The sequence below is a fragment of the Pseudoalteromonas rubra genome, assembly GCF_001482385.1.
GTDB lineage: Bacteria > Pseudomonadota > Gammaproteobacteria > Enterobacterales > Alteromonadaceae > Pseudoalteromonas > Pseudoalteromonas ardens.
The window spans coordinates 2,222,841-2,240,645 of record NZ_CP013611.1 but is presented as its reverse complement, the minus strand read 5'-3'; the positions used below and the strand labels follow the sequence as shown (position 1 = coordinate 2,240,645).

Genomic DNA, 17,805 nt, shown 5'->3' with positions numbered 1-17,805 from the left:
TACGACTCATATCAGGGAAGCGGAGCGAGAGATAAACAACTACTAGGGAGGTTGTTCACCTAAAAAATGGCTGAATGTGTTTAATCAATGGGGCCATGCTTTTCTCAGTCTGTTAGCATTTGTGTGAGTCTTGTGAAGCGTCCATGTATAGTACAAGGAACAGGTTAACCAACATCGTCACTCTTGTCGACGGCTCAAATATTTCAAGTTTTGTTCACTCTTTGTGTCGTTCTTCTGTGTTATAACTATAATACGTAAACACGGAGTCAAGTTGATTTTGGAAGATTCACACTCAATGCCATTTTGAATGTGGGCAACTAGTCTAGGGCGATAGTAACTTTGGTTGCAGCTCATCATTCGAGGACTGAGTATTCAATAGCGACTACTGAAATCTCGTTATGGGTTAGCTGAAGTAGAAGATTACAGTCTTAACTTTGTTTGTTACAATGAGATTTTGAAACCGGTAATAGAATTGATTGATTTAACTGTAAAGTAGGTTTTTAAGAATGAAAATTACTGTAGTGGGTACTGGATATGTTGGGTTGTCTAATGCGCTTTTATTAGCTCAAAATAATTCAGTAACAGCTCTTGATATAGATGTCGAAAAGGTAAACCTGTTGTCGGACCGGTTGTCTCCGATTAAAGACACGCACATAGCTGAGTATTTAAAAAATAAGCCTCTAAATTTTGTTGCGACAACAGATAAGTACTCAGCACTGAAAGATGCAGAGTTTGTAATCATCGCAACACCTACAGACTACGACCCAGAAACTAATTACTTCAATACTGCTTCAGTTGAGAGTGTAATCAAGGATGTACTTGAGCTTAACCCTAAAGCCGTAATGGTAATCAAGTCAACCGTTCCAGTGGGTTATACAGAGTCAATTAAAGAGAAGTTTAATTGTGACCAGATTCTTTTTTCGCCTGAATTCTTGAGAGAAGGTAAAGCGCTATATGATAATCTTTATCCTTCGAGAATTATTGTGGGTGAGCGCTCAGAAAGAGCAGAAACATTCGCCAGGCTGCTCGCTGATGGCGCGGAAAAAGAAAATATTGACATTTTGTTCACTGATCCGAGTGAAGCAGAAGCCATTAAGCTGTTTTCAAATACGTATTTAGCTATGCGCGTTGCTTACTTTAATGAGCTCGATAGCTACGCAGAATCTCATGGCCTGAACTCAAAGCAGATCATTGAAGGTGTTGGGTTGGACCCTCGTATCGGCAACCATTATAACAATCCATCCTTTGGCTATGGTGGCTATTGTTTACCGAAAGATACTAAGCAACTGTTAGCGAATTATAAGGACGTACCGAATAACATAATTCAGGCCATCGTAGATGCTAATACAACCAGAAAGGACTTCATTGCAGATTCGATTATCAAGAAAGACCCTAAGGTTGTAGGTGTATACAGACTGGTAATGAAAAGCGAGTCGGATAATTTCCGAGCTTCTGCTATTCAGGGTGTAATTAAGAGAATTAAAGCAAAGGGCATTGAGGTAGTTATTTATGAACCAACCTACACTAAGAGTGAGTTTTTCCACTCTAAAGTGGTTAAAACAGTGGAAGAGCTAAAGTCTGTTTCAGATGTCATTATTTCGAATCGACTGTCTGATGAACTAATTGATGTTGCTGATAAAGTGTACACCAGAGACCTGTTCGGAATCGATTAGTAAGACGGCGTAATGTCAAATATTTGGTAATAGCTGCTGGGTTTGTAAACGCGGCAGTCAGCAAGAAATTACTCGCGTTAAAGCTTGATGTTGTTGGCATTGATAATATCAATAATGGCGCCAGTGATGAGCTTAACCATGCAAGGTTGAAGTCGATATCTGATGATAAGAAATGGTCCCAAAATTTAGCACACGCACTTAGATGAATAATCTGTTATTAATAGACCAATACAAATTGGAGCAGATTATGAGCAAGAAACGCAGAAACCACTCACCAGAATTCAAAGCAAAAGTAGCCCTTGCAGCTGCCAGAGGCGATAAAACAACCGCTGAATTGGCAGCCCACTACAATATTCATCAGACCCAGATCACTACCTGGAAAAACGAGCTGATACAAAATGCCGCTAGCTTATTTACCGGAAAATCTAACTCTGGTCAGCAATCAGATGAGGATGTCGAGAAGTTACACGCCAAAATCGGCCAGCTGACAATGGAGAATGATTTTTTGGCGAAAGTGCTCGGTCGTTAGCAAGAGCACATAAGAAAAATAAACTCGACAAAACACATTCGCTGGCATTAAAACGCCAGTGTGAATTGCTGGAAATTAGCCGTGCTTCTGCCTATTACAAGCCCAAAGGTGAATCGCAGGAAACGCTCGACATTATGAAGGCGATAGATGAAATAAACCTAAATTATCCATTCATGGGTAGCCGGCGGATCGTCGACGAATTGGCCAAGTTAAACTACCAGGTCAACCGCAAGAAGGTGACGAGACTGATGCGTTTAATGGGGATCTTGGTTTTGTATCCAAAACCGAAAACCACTGTGCCTGACAAAGCACATCGCATTTATCCTTACCTGCTCAGAGATACAGAGGTAACGTATGCAAACCAGGTGTGGGCAACAGACATCAGCTATATCCCGATGGCCAAAGGGTTTGTGTATGTTGTTGCGATCATAGACTGGTTTAGTCGTAAGGTATTGTCGTGGAAACTATCGAACACGCTTGATACGCATTTTTGCCTAGAAGCATTGGACGAAGCGCTGCAACGTTACGGTAAGCCCCAGATATTTAACTCAGATCAGGGGTGCCAGTTTACTAGCGATGTATTTACGGGCAAACTGAAAGAGAACGACATCAAGATAAGCATGGATGGCAAGGGTCGCTGGGTCGATAACGTCATGATAGAGCGACTGTGGCGAAGCCTGAAATATGAAGAAGTATACCTGAAAGCATACGACTCAATCAGGGAAGCGGAGCGAGAGATAGGCAACTACTTCGTGTTTTATAATGAGGAACGAATACATCAGAGTTTGGAAAAGCAAACGCCTGATGAGGTATACCATGCAACGCAGAAGTTCGCAGCATAAAGTAAGGTTGTTCATCTAAAAAATGGCTGAATGTGTCTAACCAACGGGGTCCAGCTCTCACCTTGCTTCAATACTTGCTCTAGCGGGTTCTCTGGTGCGATGAGTGGAACTACGTTATTATCTTCGTTCATTGCGATGCTTCCTCTGTTAGTTGTTGATCCGCCAAGATCAATTAACAGAGTACATCGCAATGTCTTCTCATACACCAGAAATGACTATATCTCCTTAGGGCGCCCTATATGGGCTAAACGCAAAATATCATTTGGTAAAGCTGAACCTTTGGAGCATTCCATTTCTTTGTATGCCGCGACAACAATCTAATGAATTAATGTCGCATAGCTATTCGCACCTCTATGACATACCGACGACTGGGTCGCGCTTTTTTCACAGTCTAGTGCTCTTGGCTAAGACCAGGCCTGGCCCAGTTTAAATTTACAAATAAGACAATTTAAAGGGGTGCCTATTAATGCCAACAATAACGCTGATATGTGGCGAGATTCCACTTATGCAGACGGTATTGTTGAAGGAGTTGTTCGGATCGCTGATATAATTCCTGGCAAACGTTCAGAGTGGTAAATCGAAACCAGGGCCCTGGTAAGCAACTCTGCACCATATCGTGTTTGTAACATTGGACACGGTGGTCCAATCAATCTGATGGTTTTCATCGACGCGATTGCAAGTGAACTGGATATTACTAAAAAGAAAAATCTCAGGATATGTAACCCGGTGGGCTTATAAAACCTTATCTGATAAAAATGATTTGTTCGAGCAATTGATTGTGTATCGCAGGCTGGTGTGAGAGAGGGCCCGAACTCAACTCTGAAGTGCGACACTCTTACCTAAATTAAGCGGCCTGCATCATTTCTTTGAATACTACAGCTGGCTGCTTAAAACCCAAACACTTTTTCGGTCGATAATTTATCCGCGACATCGCGAACTCGACGTCTACATCACTTACTTCTCTCAAATCAGTGCCTTTCTTTATATATTGACGCAGCAAGCCATTCGCATTTTCGTTTGCCCCACGCTCCCAGGAAGAGCAAGGATGCGCGAAGTAGAAATCCGCCTCTAAAGAGGTCGAAATGAGTTCATGAGCGGCAAATTCACCACCATTGCCTGCCGTGATTGTGTGCACGTACTTTTTATAAGGCGAAAGCAGTTCTATCGTTGCCTGTGCAACATCTTCCGCTGATTTTGATGCGGCTTTTTTGACAAGATAGAAGCGTGTTTTTCGCTCCAAAACAGTGACCAGAGCATCAGTTCCTTGCTCCCTAGTACGGTGTCAATCTCCCAATCCCCGAGCCGTGTTCGCTCTTTCACGACTTCGGGTCGTTCATCAATTGACATAGCATTTAAAATCGTAGGGCCTTTGTCATTTCTACCTCGTCTATATCGCTTATGCCCTTGACGTAGGTGACGATAGAGTTTTCCACCATTGCGTTTATCAACAGCAACATAGCGATAGATCCACTCGTGACTGACAGGCTGTTTGACGCTCGTTAATACTGCTGATAAACGGTGGAGCGATGACATTTTACTTTTTTGGAGATTTCAGAGGCAGAACAACCCACTTCCAATAACGTGGAAATCTGGTATCTTCTGCCCTCGGTCAACTGCTGATATTTCATGGTGGTACTGCTTGTTTCTTTGGCGAGAAGAGCGTACCACTTTCAGTAGTTGGCTTCCTCTTCTACGCGTTCCCATGAATGTCGCACTTATTATCTGAAATCAGGGAAAGTGAAAAGTTGTAGAGTGGTATCGAGACGTTTATCGCTAGCTTGCTGTAGGAGGTAAGCTAGTTACGAACGAGGTGCTAGCTTATATTGCATGTTCAGGTAGGGCTTGTGTGAAATTTGATGATGAGAGTATCAAGAGACTATGGAAACCCCCATCTCCCAAAGTCAGTTGTCGCTTGGCAAATGGGCAAACTTGATACTCTGAGAGCTAGACTCAGAAAATAAAGTTAGTATAATACGGCGTATTATTGTTAGGTTATCAATTTGAAAATCAGTGCATGGAACGCAAATAGTCATTCGGTATCAAGTCTGATTAGACTTCTGCAGAAACCAAGGGTACGAAATTTCGTTATCCTATCTAATTCCCTGTACTGTTAAAGACAGTATCCATTACGTATAGTGCAAGCTCAAGGACTTTTGCCCTCGGTTGCATTTTATAAAGCTTTATATGGCTTACATGCTATTCAACTTGTAAGTTGTAGGCACTCAGCTAGTGGCTTTCTAAAGATGCAATTAAAGTGTACTGTCTGAGGTGGTTGCTTTCATAACTGCTATTAGGGCAAATATGTATGTTTTATTGCGCTTTATAAATTAATAAGACGTTATGTTTGTATAGATGTTAGTCCTTTAGGATTAGTTGAATAGGTATCGATGGTTTCAGAATTGATTCGAGCCTGTGTGTTGTGGCATTACTCCGACGAGTGCGTGGTTAAGGTCCTTTTTTTTAAATATAGAAGCAAAAAGCTTAGCTAGGTCGGAGCAACTCGAATAGTCTCTATGTGTTAATATTTGGGGTCTTATAGTATGAAAGAGCGCCTTTTCCATACAAAATTAGTGAGCCACTACCTAAGTGAGTAGGTCCTCAATTGTGAGTTCGGCTGAATCAAAAGTGAGTACTGAAAAGCACGGAGGTTAAGCCGTGTGGGCATTGGAAGATTTGTCACTTGCGATTAACAATGACGCATGCTTTAATTGGGGCTGCGAAATATCACACCATAAGAATTGAAAGAAACAATTATCTATTTTTGGGAAAAAATAATGGCGCTTAGCTGTAAAACTATCATTGCTTCTTCTCTATTTCTTGCAATGACTGGCTGTTCGATTATTCCCGGCGGCCATTTTGAAGGAATAAGTTCAAGTGAACAAGCTGCGAGCTTGCAGAAAGACCTTGAGAATATCAATATTCATCTAATCGATGCTCAACTCATAAAAGAATCTAAGATGACTTCGTCCAACCCCATGTCAGGCTCCATGCAGAGCTCGCAGGGGGTTGATATATCTGATTTTGAATATCGACTTGGCATCGGTGACGTGCTCACAATTGGTGTGTGGGATCATCCTGAGTTGACTATACCTGCTGCGGTACAAAGAACTGCTGAATTTGATGGGTTTCGTGTACAGTCAGATGGCTCGATTACATTTGCCTATGCTCCAAAAGTTCCTGCAGCAGGTAGAACTGTGACTGAAGTACGTGAAGACCTGGTCAAGCGACTAAGTCGCGTGATAGAAGATCCGCAAATTGATGTAAAAGTTGTGGGCTTTAAAAGTCAGAAAGTTTATGTCACTGGGGAAGTAACCAGCCCCAAGGTTTTGCCTATTACTGAAACTCCACTCACTTTGATTGACGCTGTAAATCAAGCCGGTGGCTTGACTGAGAATGCAGACTGGCAAGTAGTGAATTTTACTAGGGGTGATAAAACGGAGCAAATTAGGCTGAACGAGTTTTATGCTAACGGGGATATTTCTCAGAATCGTTTGCTAAAGCATGGCGACCTAATCCATGTTACCCGAAATGACAAGCGCAATGTTTATGTGCTTGGAGATGTAACTAAAGCAGGTAAGGTTAGCATTAATCGTTATGGGCTTAGCCTTGCTGAGGCACTAAGTGAAGTTGGTGGTATTAACGAGCGGACTGCTGATGCTAACGGTGTCTTTGTTTTACGTAAACGCGATTTGGAAAACGATGGCGTTGTTGCCGATGTATATCAATTGCACGCTCGAAATATAGCGTCCTTGGTTCTGGCGGAGCAATTTGAATTGGAGCCACAAGACATTGTATATGTTACTAGCGCTCCTCTCGCTAGATGGAACAAAGTTATCAGCCTTTTGTTGCCTTCACTTGCCACAGTGGATGCGCTGCAAGATATCGACAATCAATAGTGTGAAAATTCATGTTTGACAGTGTTTTAATGGTATGTGCGGGAAATATTTGCCGCAGCCCCACAGCGGAATATGTGCTGCGAAGTAAGCTTGAAGGGCGTGATATAAGAGTTACTTCCGCGGGCCTAACCGCTTTGGTTGATAAACAGGCAGATTCTATGGCTCAAGAGCTTGCTTCGAAAAATGGTATAGATATGTCTGCGCACAAAGGGCAGCAAGTTAGCACATCGCTAGTCACTCAGAATAGTGTCATATTAGTGATGGAGCAACGTCATCTTGAAGACCTCTGTTCCCGTTATCCTCAAGCGAGAGGTAAAACATTCTTACTAGGAAAGTGGTTAGGAGATAGAGAGATACCTGATCCATACCGTCAAAGCCGAGAAGCTTTCGAACATGTATACGATTTAATCGATAGCGCGTGTGGCGCTTGGCAGAAGTATTTATAAGGATGAAAGAGTCAATGAACGCTCAATCAAACCTATTGAGTGGGGTGCAATCAAAGCAAGCCACGCAGCAAGCGCAAGAAATCGACCTAATGGCGCTATTAGGTGCTCTACTAGACCGTAAATTATTCATCATTGGTGTAACCGCATTGTTCATGATAATAGGTGTAGCTGTTGCGATTTTTAGCACACCTGTTTACCAAGCGACTGCGATGATCCAAGTTGAGGAAAAAGGCGGCTCAGTTCCAGGTTTTGATGAGCTAGGGGGGATGTTTGAAAGTACTTCTGCCGCAGTCACGGAAATTGAGTTACTTAAATCACGCAGCATTATTGGTGAGGCTGTGGATAGCCTTAAATTGGACATTGTAGCCAAGCCAAAGTTATATCCAATTATAGGTGGTCGTGCGTTTCGTAATTTTACACCTATGCAAGCGGGTGATTTGGCAGAGCCAAGTTTCGCTGCTTCTAGCTATGCTTGGGGGGGAGAGGCAGTTGATGTATTTAAGTTTGAGGTTCCGGATAGTGCAATAGGTCAAGAGTTTACTCTGGTAAAGCTCGCAAACAACAAATTTGAATTGTTGCACAATGGCGGTGAGCGTATCTTGCAAGGTAAGGTCGGAGAAGAGGTATCAAACGGTACGTTCAGCTTGACTCTTAAAACCTTAACTGCTCGACCTGGTACTGAGTTTATTTTGATAAAACGTGACCGATTAAACACTATACTGGACTTGCAAGCAGCTATCGGTGCAAGTGAAAAAGGTAAAGACTCAGGTATAATCAATTTAACATTACAAGACGCAAGCCCGAATTACGCTGAATCAGTGCTTAACACAGTGGCTAATATTTATGTGCGCAGAAATGTCGAGCGCAGCAGTGCGGAAGCTCAAAAGTCTTTAGACTTTTTAGAGTATCAGTTACCGCAAGTTAAGAAACAATTAGAGGAGGCTGAACAGCGTTTTAATGACTACCAAGTAAAACAGCAATCGGTGGATATCACGTTGGAAACCGAAGGGGTGTTAAAGCAATTAGTTAAGCTAGAAACTCAATTGCAAGAACTTGAACTAAAAAAGCTAGAGCTAGGGCGTAAATTCAAGCAAAGTCACCCAAGCTATCAAGCTGCACTGGAACAAATAGAAGCTGTAGAAAGTCAAAAACGACGTTTAGCGGCAGAAGTTCAAGTGCTACCAGAAACGCAACAAGAGTTATTACGCTTAACGAGAGACGTGGAAGTAAACAACGAAATCTACACACTTTTGCTGGCTAAAACCCAAGAGCTAGATATCGTGCGTGCAGGTACAGTAGGTAACGTTCGAGTCATTGATGTTGCTGAAGTAAATAGATCAAAGCCGGTCAAACCTAAAAAAGCTCTGATAGCAATTATGGCAACTATGTTTGGTGGAATGCTAGCTATCGCGATTGTATTAATTCAAAAAGCCATCCACAAGGGAATCGAAGATCCTAGTGAGATAGAAGCACTTGGGCTACCTGTGTATGCGAGTGTCCCCTATTCTGAATACCAGGTTAAGTTAACTGGCTTTGCTAAAGCTCGTAAAGGTAAAACCGCAAAAGCAAAATCTATATTGGCGGTAGATAATCCGGCAGATCTTTCAATTGAAGCGCTAAGAAGTCTACGCACCAGCCTGCATTTTGCTATGATGGAAGCTAAAAATAATGTAATTGCAATCTCAGGCCCGAGTCCAGGTGTAGGTAAATCGTTTATCTCTGTTAACTTGGCTACGGTTCTTGCTCAAAGTGACAAAAAAGTGCTCATCATTGATGCAGATATGCGTAAGGGCTACCTACAAACGCAATTTGGTATGCAGTGGGACGATGGCTTAAGTGATTACCTTTCTGGTCGAATTAATTTAGAACAAGCTGTTAAGCATAGCCAAGTTGAAGGGCTAGATGTCATGACTCGTGGTCAAATACCACCTAACCCGTCAGAGCTATTAATGCATGAAAACTTCTCAAAGTTAGTCGCAGAAGTAAGTGCTAAGTATGATTTAGTAGTTATAGATACGCCACCAATTTTGGCCGTAACTGATCCTGCAATTGTTAGTGCACATGCTGGTAGTACCTTATTGGTAACACGTTTTGGCCAAAATCATGTAAAAGAACTGGAAGTTACTCGGAATCGCTTTGAGCAAAATGGCATAGACGTAAAAGGTGTCGTGTTTAACGGCGTAGTCAAAAAGGCAAGTAACGCTTATGGCTATTATGGCTATTACAATTACGAATATAAATCTGATAAATAATAGTGACCCTGACTTTGATTCAGGATTAAATAGTCACTTCATTAATTTAGACTAAACCTACTTTTAAAATGTAGTAGTGACTTTATGTCGCGAAAGTAAAAACTAATTGCTTCCTTGACTAGTTTCAAGGGAAATTAACATATCCAACAAATAAAGGAACACCTGTGAAAGTTCTTACAGTATTCGGCACAAGGCCAGAAGCGATAAAAATGGCTCCACTAGTTCATGCCCTTACTAATGATGAGCGCTTTGACGCCAAAGTTTGCGTAACTGCTCAACATAGAGAAATGCTTGATCAAGTATTAGAGCTTTTTAAAATTAAGCCTGATTACGATCTAAACTTAATGAAAGCAGGTCAAACTTTACCTGAAGTAACTAGTCGAATTTTGTTAGAGTTAACACCTGTCTTAAAAGAGTTTAAGCCGGATGTGGTTTTAGTCCACGGCGACACCGCCACTACTTTCGCTGCAAGTCTTGCTGCGTATTATGAACAAATTGCAGTAGGGCATGTTGAAGCCGGTTTGCGTACAGGTAATATCTACTCTCCTTGGCCTGAAGAAGCAAACAGGAAGCTAACAGGGGCATTAACTAAATATCATTTTGCACCTACTGAAACATCTAAACAAAATCTATTGTCTGAAAACTACAGTGAAGAAAATGTCTATGTAACAGGCAATACAGTGATTGATGCGTTACTAATGGTTAAATCGCAAATAGAGCAAGACACAGACTTGTCTTCAACGCTTGCTGCGCAATTTCCATTTTTAGACGGGTCAAAAAAACTGATTCTAGTTACAGGGCATCGACGTGAAAGCTTTGGAGGTGGTTTTGAGCGTATTTGTGAAGCATTAGCGCAAACAGCTAAAAAACACCCTGAAACGCAAATATTATATCCAGTACATTTAAACCCGAATGTGCAAGAGCCAGTTAATCGCATCTTAAAAGATGTAAACAACGTCTATTTAATAGAACCTCAGCAATATTTACCATTTGTCTACTTAATGAACCGTGCGCATATTATCTTAACTGACTCAGGAGGCATTCAAGAAGAAGCACCTAGTCTGGGTAAGCCGGTATTAGTAATGCGAGATACAACAGAGCGTCCAGAAGCGGTTAGCGCGGGTACTGTTAAGCTGGTGGGGACAGATGTTAAAGTTATTTGTAATGCGCTAGATGAATTACTGACAGACGAAGCAAGTTATAGAAGTATGAGTATAGCTCATAACCCTTATGGCGACGGTAAAGCTTGTAAACGTATATGTGATTTCTTAATTGAGAGTAATAGCTAATATGGCTCGTTCAGGTGCATCAGCATTAATCTGTGACCATCACTTGGATCCTAGGTTAAGGAAAAGGGCTTCATGGCTCAAAAATGCTTTTGGCATATGTGATGTGTATGTAGATCCTTGTCGGGGGCAACATTTTCAGGCTGATAATGAAGAAACTGAACATTTAACGTTGTCTCAAGCTCGACTAAGCCAACTTAAACAGTATGAAATGATTTATATTAGTGGCGCTAAGATTATTCTTAGCTTCTTTTTTAAGTTTCTGTTATTAAGGTATTTTTATAAAGTAGAATTAGTATATGAAATACCAGATTTACCTCTAAGATCTCATTCTAAGCTCAAGAACAGAATTAATTCAGTTCTATTTTATCTTTTTGTGAAGATACTCTTTAAAAGAGTTGTTATAACATCAAGAGCTTTTTTGCGTAAGTTACCGAAAAAATTAGATTACTTCGAATGTGAAAATTTACCTTCACCAAAGTTACTAGGAACAGCTTCACCGGTAAATTTGGAAAAGAAAGAAAAATTAACTATATCTTTTGTTGGAGTTATTCGTTATTTATCTCAAATGGAGTTGCTAATTAAGTTCGCTAGTTTACATAGGCATGTAAGAGTTGAATTTCATGGTGGGCCAGACGAAAATGTGAATAAGCTCAAAGCGCTTCATGAGAAGTATTGTTCAAAAGGTGATGTTGAGTTCTTTGGTAAGTTTGACACAAGTACATTACCAAGAATATATAGTGAAACTGACTTCGTCTACTCAGTATATGATTCTAAACAAGAGAATGTGAAATTGGCATTGCCTAATAAGTTATATGAATCAATAATTTATAAGGTCCCATTGATTGTTTCTACTGATACTTTTTTACATGAAAGGGTGTTGGAAGAGGCTAATGGGTTTGGTGTGGATTCACATTCTTATGAGCAATTCGAAAAGGATATGCTTGACGGTATTGAAAGGCAGTACCAATTTAACTACGACAAGCTGAAAAATCAAATAATATGCCAAGAAAGTTATTTTTTAAACTGGCTGGTTAATAAATCTTGAGTTGAAGAAGCTGCATTTAATATGTCTGGAATTCTTAAAAGTACCAGTTGGACTTTAGCATCTAATGTTTGGCTCAGCTTAAGCAATATTATTTTCTTGAAATTTTTGAGTGATTTTTTCGTATCCGATATCTTTGGTGAAAATTTATATATTTATTCAAACGCAATATTAATTGGTTCTGTTTTTGGAATTGGGGTTGGGACTGTGATAAATCAATCTCAGTCGATAAAAGAAAAAAACAGAAACTATGTTTTTAATTGTTTGAACTCTTATCTTGGGTTGCTATTTTTAATATTGCTAACCTTGTTCTTGGTGTGGTTTTTAGTCCTAGATTTCCCGCTCGGCGGGTTGAACTTTATAAGTGTATTTTATGGTTTGTTAATTGTTTTTTTTTATTGCTTTGATAACATAAATAGAAGCTTCTTAATTGGCAATAAAATCATTGTCCCAGTAAGTATATTCCTTATAATCTCATCAATCCTAGGGTGGTCTGTTAGCTTTATTTGTTCATATTTGAATGTGCCAAGTGGTTTCTTGATTGGTATGCTCTTTTCAGCTGTGGCAAACTTTTTATTTTCGCTTTATCTGGTTAGTCTTAATATTAAGCTTAAATTTATCTTTAATTTTCATTTTTTTTGGACATTATTAAAGCAAAAAGTTGGTTTAAGCTTGGCATCTCAAGTACTTGGTTCATTACCACAAATTCTCATTAGCTCCGCACTTTTGGTTTATTACGGTGGTCAAGTAGTCGCTATCTATCTAATTGGAATGTATATTTTTAGGGGGCGTTATTTGTTCCGTCTGCAATCCAACGTATTCTTTTACCTTATTTAGGTGAGAAAAAATTAAATGATCGCGAATCTTTAATGAAAAGGTGCATTTTTATAAATGGCGCTATTTGTATTCCCTTAGTATTTTTAACACTGTTCTTCACTGATTTAATTGCTCAAGCCTATTCTTTTACTTTGGATGAAGTAGGAAATCTATTTATTTATACTGCATTGGCGGGGTTGCTGGCGGCTATGAGTTCCCCTTTAGGCCAGTTCATGACATCCTTTAACAAGTATGCTTTGACATTTAAATATAACCTTATTTGGTGTGTTAATTATATAATTATATCTTATTTTATAATGGTTCTAGGGCTACATGTTGAATTTTTAATGCTAGGTCTAACTTTATGTTATTTTTTGCATTTTATTTTGGGTGGTTATTTAATTTGCAGGTTAAAAAATGAAATTGGTCATTGATTTATTCTCAAAAGGTTGGGTTCATAAAGATTTTAATATTGAGTACATCTTGAATCAAAGCTCTAGTTCAGATTTGATTGTTGGCCTTAAAGGAAGTGATCACATTCAAGAGATTGCTTCATCTAGAAATGTGTTCGAGTTTGAAAGTAGCAAGCATTATATTCAATTGTTCATGAAGATACTTTCTGCAAAAGAGGTTGTCTTCTTAGTAATGCTCAATAAATATATTCCTCTTGTTTTATTATCTAGATTAATGGGAAAAAGAGTTTCTTATGTTGTGCATAAATATAATCTATCGACTAGAAAAAAAAGAGGCGTTGTAAACCTTTTATACCATCTCCTAGGCTTTTTGGGTGTGAAGTCAGTCACACTAGAAGAACCTTATCATTTTTTCAGAAATAATGAAGTTATTTCCATTGACATGTGGAAGAATGTAAATGTAGCAAACGTCAAAAAGGTTTCGACAGTTTCAAAAGTTGCATTTATTGGTAAACCTGTTGCTGGTAAGAACTTTAGTTTGCTCAAGAAAATTGCAGACATAAAAAATATTGAAATTGTTGTTTATAGTGATGACGATTTAAATATAGATGGAGTTCGTGTGGTCCCTTTTGACTCTGATCTAACAGAATGTGATGTGATTTGGGGATATTATGACGAATCTTTTTATAAAGGGATTCAAAGCGGGCTGTGTTACCCATGTTTAGAGAGTGGACTGCAGGTTATTACTAACAATAATGTTGGTTTTAAGTTTTTTTCTACAAAATACTCAGACTATCTAATTGAATTTAAAACTGAAGATGATTTATTTAGAGGAGTAACCAGATAAAATGAAGATACTTATAATAACTACTTCTTATGGTGCCTATTCTGATTCTCATACAATCAGGTTATCTAATATGCTGGCGAAACTTGGTAATACACATGATATTTCAATTTTCTATCCAGGTAATGATTTATCTTCAACAATACCGGGATTAAAGCCTGTACCTGTCGGTTTAACCTTTAGGTTGAAGCTACTGGAATCTTTTCGAGAGATTAGTCAGAACTTATATCTTGTTTATTTGAATGCTTTGAAGCGCTTTTCTAAACTTGATATGTATAAAGGGTTCGACAAATTAGTGGAGAAAAGATTTTCAGGTAGTACATCTTTTGATTTTGATGTCATTCTATCTGCATCAGGCAGTATTGAGTCGCATAAAGCAGGCTACCTTTTGTCAGAAAAACATAACGTTCCTTTGATTTGTGATTATGGTGACCCCATTACACCTTTGATTTTCAATTCAAAAAAGCGGAAATCGTTTGAAAAAATAGAAAGAAAAATTTTAGAAAGTGCATCTTCTATATTATTTACAACAGACTCCACTGCGTCTCAATATGCTAAGCTATTTGGAATAGAGTCAAAAAGTTATGTGATACGTTATGGTTTCAACGCTAAGGAAATTAAGGTAGCATCAAGTGACAAGACAATCGCTTCTAAATTTCCACAAGAAAAAAAGGTAAAATATATAGCCCACATTGGCACTGCTTTTGTTAATGATAGAAACCTGCTACCACTAATAGACGCAGTAAATAGTATTGGTAGTGAGGTAGGGCTGATCCTTGCTGGCAGACGTTCTAGAGCTTTTTCTAGTCATGCTCAGAGTATTAAGATGAAGAACTTTATTGATCTTGATAAAGTTGACTATAGCTCTTCTTTATATTTACAATGTGAAAGTGATATTAATGTTATTGTCGGGAATAAAGATGGGCGTCAAGTTCCAGGAAAGGTATTTATCGCAATAGGCTGTAGAAAACCAATTTTGTATATTTCTCAATGTGATAAAGAGTATGATGAGGCATTGAATATCTTGAATGGCTACCCTTCGTTATTTATTGCGAAGAACAACAAATGCAGCATCAAAGAAACTATCGAAACTATACTAAAATCTGAAAGCACAATGCTTGAACCTTCTTCATTTGGGAATCAATATGAAGCTGAGGAAATATCTAATCAGCTTGAGGGAGTTATTTATGGAAATTAAATTGGTTCAGCAGCTGGATGAAGAGTCGCTATGGAGAGTAGCTGAGATACATAAGCTAAATTATCCACATGACCATCTAACTAGTAATTTTACATTACCTCTATTAGCTGAGTATTACCGGAATATTGCAGAGTTAAGTGACTATATTGTAGTTGCCTATTTTGAAAATAAGATTGTCGGATTTGCTTTTCTCGGTCGCTCTTTTGCTAGTGTTTTATCACGTTTGATATTAAATAATAAGTATATGTCGCTAAGCTTTTTCTTGCAAAAGCCTTTGTTAACATCAGGTTTTATTTTTAGTAAGGTTTTTTCAAAAACTTATAATCTAGATTCTGATTCTAATATTCGCCTTATATCAATCACAACAGATAAAGAGTTTAGCAAGCTGCGGATTGGTACTTCAATAGTAAATAAATTAGCGGATCTTCAGTCTGAGTATCAACTTAATATAGGCTTATCCGTAAAAGCTTCAAACTTTAAAGCTGTCAATTTTTACATCAAGAATGGATATATTGTGGAAGGCTATAGTAAAGGTAAGCTATTCATGGTAAAGACCAATGCATGAATTTTTTGCGGCTATATTCTTCACGGTATTGCTCCTGAGAGTACGGCTCGATTGGGGGAACTCTGTCCTTATATCACCAGTTTCAGCTACCGCTTTTGTAGCTTTTTTGATTCTGTTGTTACCTCCATTGTTGGATCCTCAGATTTATGTATCTAACCAGGTATATATTGGCTTATCCGTAATCATGTTTGTCTGTATTTACGTACCTGACTCGTTTAAAAAACCATTTAGAGTAGTCAAAAATAGTAATAATAGGTTTGTTAAATACTTCTTCTTTTTAATGTTTTTTACGCACTTTATAATTGCTCTTAGTTCAGGGGTTAGTATTTTAATTGAATTTGGTGTTGTGGGAGCATTCTTTAGGAACAGGTTAGATGATTATTTGGTTGGTAACACTTTATCTGGCGGAGGTCTATCGACTATAAGTCTATTAACTCAGTTTGTTTTTTATTATGTTCTAGGTTGCTTATTTGATAATGTTAGAACAAGAAAGATAGCCTTTGTAATTTTTCTTACCTATATATTTATGATCGCAATATATGCGAATACTCGGTTATCTCTGGTTATTCCTGTTATAGCTTTTGCGGCTTACTACTTTTATAAGAATAGGAAAGGTGTGAAGAGCATTACATTATTTGTAATGACATTAGCCATAATACTTCCAGCTTATTTGGTTATCGCAAACAACCTGCGACATGGGATCGATACGGCAGGCATTAGTTCGGGGTCAAAGAGTTATGAGAAGATAGTTAAAGATCAACTCAACTACAATAAGTATGTTAATGAACTTGATGCTTATATGTCGAGAGAAGTAGATAGCTTAGAATATGGTACTGGTTGGTTTTGGGCTTCATTTGGAAATTTCATACCGCGGTTTGTTTGGGCAGATAAGCCTGTTACCTCTTTCTCCAACAGATTAACAGTTGCGATTACACAGAGTGATATCTCATTAAGGAACCCTGTGAGAACATACACGATAATAGGCACAGGGTATAGTCAATTGCACTATTTCGGAGTGGTTATTGAGGTTTTTTTATATTTATTCATCTTTACAAAGTTGTATTATTCTTTCTTATCTAGTCGAGATGGAGTAGGGGCGTTTATCGCATTTTATCTTGCAGTTATTTCCATGATTTACTTCCGAGGTGAAACACCATTCGTCCAATTAACACTAATTTACTTTACATATGTTTTCCATGAATCGCTTAGCAAGGGAAAAGAGAATAACTAACAGGAGGTTATATGCCTTTAGTATCCATTATTACTCCGGTCTATAACGCTGAAAGCTTTATAGCAAAAACAATTGATACTGTTATCAATCAGACATTCACCGACTGGGAGTATGTATTAGTTGATGATTGCTCAACTGATAGAAGCTATGAGTTCATCAAAGAGCAATATAAAGATGATAAACGGATAAGGGTAATACAGCTTGAGAAAAATGCTGGAGCTGGCGTAGCTAGAAACGCTGGCCTGGCAGAATCACAAGGTCAAATTATTGCCTTCCTTGATGCGGATGACTTATGGGAACCTGAAAAACTCGAAAGACAAGTCAAGTTCATGAGAGAAGGGGGGTTTCCGATAGTACATGCAAGCTATACTTTTATTGATGAGAATGACCATGTTATTAGCGGTAAAGTCAATGTCAGTAATACAGTAGATCTTATTAGCTATATGAGGAATACGGAAATTGGAATGTCTACAGCGATTGTTGATAAAGCGGTTGTTGGAGATTTTCGTTTAGAAAATATTCGAACTAGACAGGATACTAAACTTTGGCTAACTCTGTTAAGTCGCGGATTTACAGCTCATGGGTTAGATATACCCCTCGTAAAATACCGAATTAGAAAGGGGCAAATAAGTGGGAATAAAATAGTTATTGCTTTTAGGACTTTAAAAGTTTTTTGGTCTGTAAAGACGCTTAACCCACTTCTTAGGTTATATAATTTTATGTTTTACTCTTTCAATAGTGTAAAGAAAAGGGCAAGTAAGTAAGAGGT

13 protein-coding genes and 1 pseudogene are annotated in these 17,805 nt (G+C 38.6%); 13 read left to right on the top strand and 1 reads right to left on the bottom strand.

The features are described from left to right. The first annotated feature begins 506 nt into the window (after positions 1–506). Both AT705_RS09910 and AT705_RS09895 read left to right on the top strand, forming a co-directional pair. The gene (locus tag AT705_RS09910; RefSeq protein ID WP_058796469.1) at positions 507–1,673 is read left to right on the top strand and encodes a nucleotide sugar dehydrogenase; all 1,167 of its coding nucleotides are present in this window, start codon (positions 507–509) and stop codon (positions 1,671–1,673) included. A gap of 247 nt (positions 1,674–1,920) precedes the next feature. Next, a protein-coding gene (locus AT705_RS09895; protein ID WP_157576730.1) for an IS3 family transposase occupies positions 1,921–3,044 on the top strand; the annotation gives its coding sequence in 2 pieces (ribosomal slippage) (positions 1,921–2,173 and positions 2,173–3,044; 1,125 coding nt in all). An 844-nt stretch (positions 3,045–3,888) separates the two neighbouring features. Here the strand turns inward: AT705_RS09895 and AT705_RS09890 are convergent. Further along, positions 3,889–4,672: pseudogene (locus AT705_RS09890) on the bottom strand (IS30 family transposase). A gap of 1,146 nt (positions 4,673–5,818) precedes the next feature. On the opposite strand from AT705_RS09890, the gene AT705_RS09885 reads away from it, so the two are divergent. The 11 genes from AT705_RS09885 (at position 5,819) to AT705_RS09830 (ending at position 17,800) form a co-directional block, all read left to right on the top strand. Further along, entirely contained in the window at positions 5,819–6,940 is a 1,122-nt protein-coding gene (locus AT705_RS09885; RefSeq protein ID WP_058796466.1) for a polysaccharide export protein, read from the top strand. A gap of 11 nt (positions 6,941–6,951) precedes the next feature. After that, positions 6,952–7,386, top strand: a complete 435-nt coding sequence (locus AT705_RS09880) for a low molecular weight protein-tyrosine-phosphatase (RefSeq protein WP_058796465.1) — start codon at positions 6,952–6,954, stop codon at positions 7,384–7,386. Positions 7,387–7,400: 14 nt separating this feature from the next. Beyond that, a complete protein-coding gene (locus AT705_RS09875) occupies positions 7,401–9,638 on the top strand; it encodes a polysaccharide biosynthesis tyrosine autokinase (protein WP_058797965.1) in 2,238 nt (745 codons plus the stop codon). A gap of 164 nt (positions 9,639–9,802) precedes the next feature. Then, the gene (wecB, locus tag AT705_RS09870; protein ID WP_058796464.1) at positions 9,803–10,927 is read left to right on the top strand and encodes a non-hydrolyzing UDP-N-acetylglucosamine 2-epimerase; all 1,125 of its coding nucleotides are present in this window, start codon (positions 9,803–9,805) and stop codon (positions 10,925–10,927) included. Between the two features lies 1 nt (position 10,928). Next, positions 10,929–11,972: a glycosyltransferase gene (locus AT705_RS09865; RefSeq protein ID WP_058796463.1), complete on the top strand. Its 1,044-nt coding sequence runs from the start codon at positions 10,929–10,931 to the stop codon at positions 11,970–11,972. Positions 11,973–11,993: 21 nt separating this feature from the next. Further along, positions 11,994–12,806: a hypothetical protein gene (locus AT705_RS09860; RefSeq protein ID WP_058796462.1), complete on the top strand. Its 813-nt coding sequence runs from the start codon at positions 11,994–11,996 to the stop codon at positions 12,804–12,806. A 396-nt stretch (positions 12,807–13,202) separates the two neighbouring features. Further along, complete coding sequence (locus AT705_RS09850) at positions 13,203–14,045, top strand: hypothetical protein (protein WP_058796460.1); 843 nt, start codon at positions 13,203–13,205, stop codon at positions 14,043–14,045. A gap of 70 nt (positions 14,046–14,115) precedes the next feature. Next, entirely contained in the window at positions 14,116–15,240 is a 1,125-nt protein-coding gene (locus AT705_RS09845) for a hypothetical protein (RefSeq protein WP_157576728.1), read from the top strand. Next, positions 15,230–15,805, top strand: a complete 576-nt coding sequence (locus AT705_RS09840) for a GNAT family N-acetyltransferase (RefSeq protein ID WP_058796458.1) — start codon at positions 15,230–15,232, stop codon at positions 15,803–15,805. Before AT705_RS09845 ends, AT705_RS09840 begins: the two co-directional genes overlap by 11 nt. Beyond that, positions 15,798–17,036 carry an O-antigen polymerase gene (locus AT705_RS09835; RefSeq protein ID WP_058796457.1) on the top strand — a complete coding sequence of 413 codons (1,239 nt, stop codon included), beginning with the start codon at positions 15,798–15,800 and terminating at the stop codon, positions 17,034–17,036. Before AT705_RS09840 ends, AT705_RS09835 begins: the two co-directional genes overlap by 8 nt. Positions 17,037–17,047: 11 nt before the next feature. Then, on the top strand, positions 17,048–17,800 hold the full coding sequence (locus tag AT705_RS09830) for a glycosyltransferase family 2 protein (RefSeq protein ID WP_058796456.1): 753 nt from the start codon (positions 17,048–17,050) through the stop codon (positions 17,798–17,800). Positions 17,801–17,805: the final 5 nt, after the last annotated feature.

Bases quoted from the DNA above. Each gene is read 5' to 3' on its own strand.
- AT705_RS09910 (WP_058796469.1), top strand. From the start codon at position 507: ATGAAAATTACTGTAGTGGGTACTGGATATGTTGGGTTGTCTAATGCG.
- AT705_RS09885 (WP_058796466.1), top strand. From the start codon at position 5,819: ATGGCGCTTAGCTGTAAAACTATCATTGCTTCTTCTCTATTTCTTGCA.
- AT705_RS09880 (WP_058796465.1), top strand. From the start codon at position 6,952: ATGTTTGACAGTGTTTTAATGGTATGTGCGGGAAATATTTGCCGCAGC.
- AT705_RS09875 (WP_058797965.1), top strand. From the start codon at position 7,401: ATGAACGCTCAATCAAACCTATTGAGTGGGGTGCAATCAAAGCAAGCC.
- AT705_RS09865 (WP_058796463.1), top strand. From the start codon at position 10,929: ATGGCTCGTTCAGGTGCATCAGCATTAATCTGTGACCATCACTTGGAT.
- AT705_RS09860 (WP_058796462.1), top strand. From the start codon at position 11,994: ATGTCTGGAATTCTTAAAAGTACCAGTTGGACTTTAGCATCTAATGTT.
- AT705_RS09850 (WP_058796460.1), top strand. From the start codon at position 13,203: ATGAAATTGGTCATTGATTTATTCTCAAAAGGTTGGGTTCATAAAGAT.
- AT705_RS09845 (WP_157576728.1), top strand. From the start codon at position 14,116: ATGCTGGCGAAACTTGGTAATACACATGATATTTCAATTTTCTATCCA.
- AT705_RS09840 (WP_058796458.1), top strand. From the start codon at position 15,230: ATGGAAATTAAATTGGTTCAGCAGCTGGATGAAGAGTCGCTATGGAGA.
- AT705_RS09835 (WP_058796457.1), top strand. From the start codon at position 15,798: ATGCATGAATTTTTTGCGGCTATATTCTTCACGGTATTGCTCCTGAGA.
- AT705_RS09830 (WP_058796456.1), top strand. From the start codon at position 17,048: ATGCCTTTAGTATCCATTATTACTCCGGTCTATAACGCTGAAAGCTTT.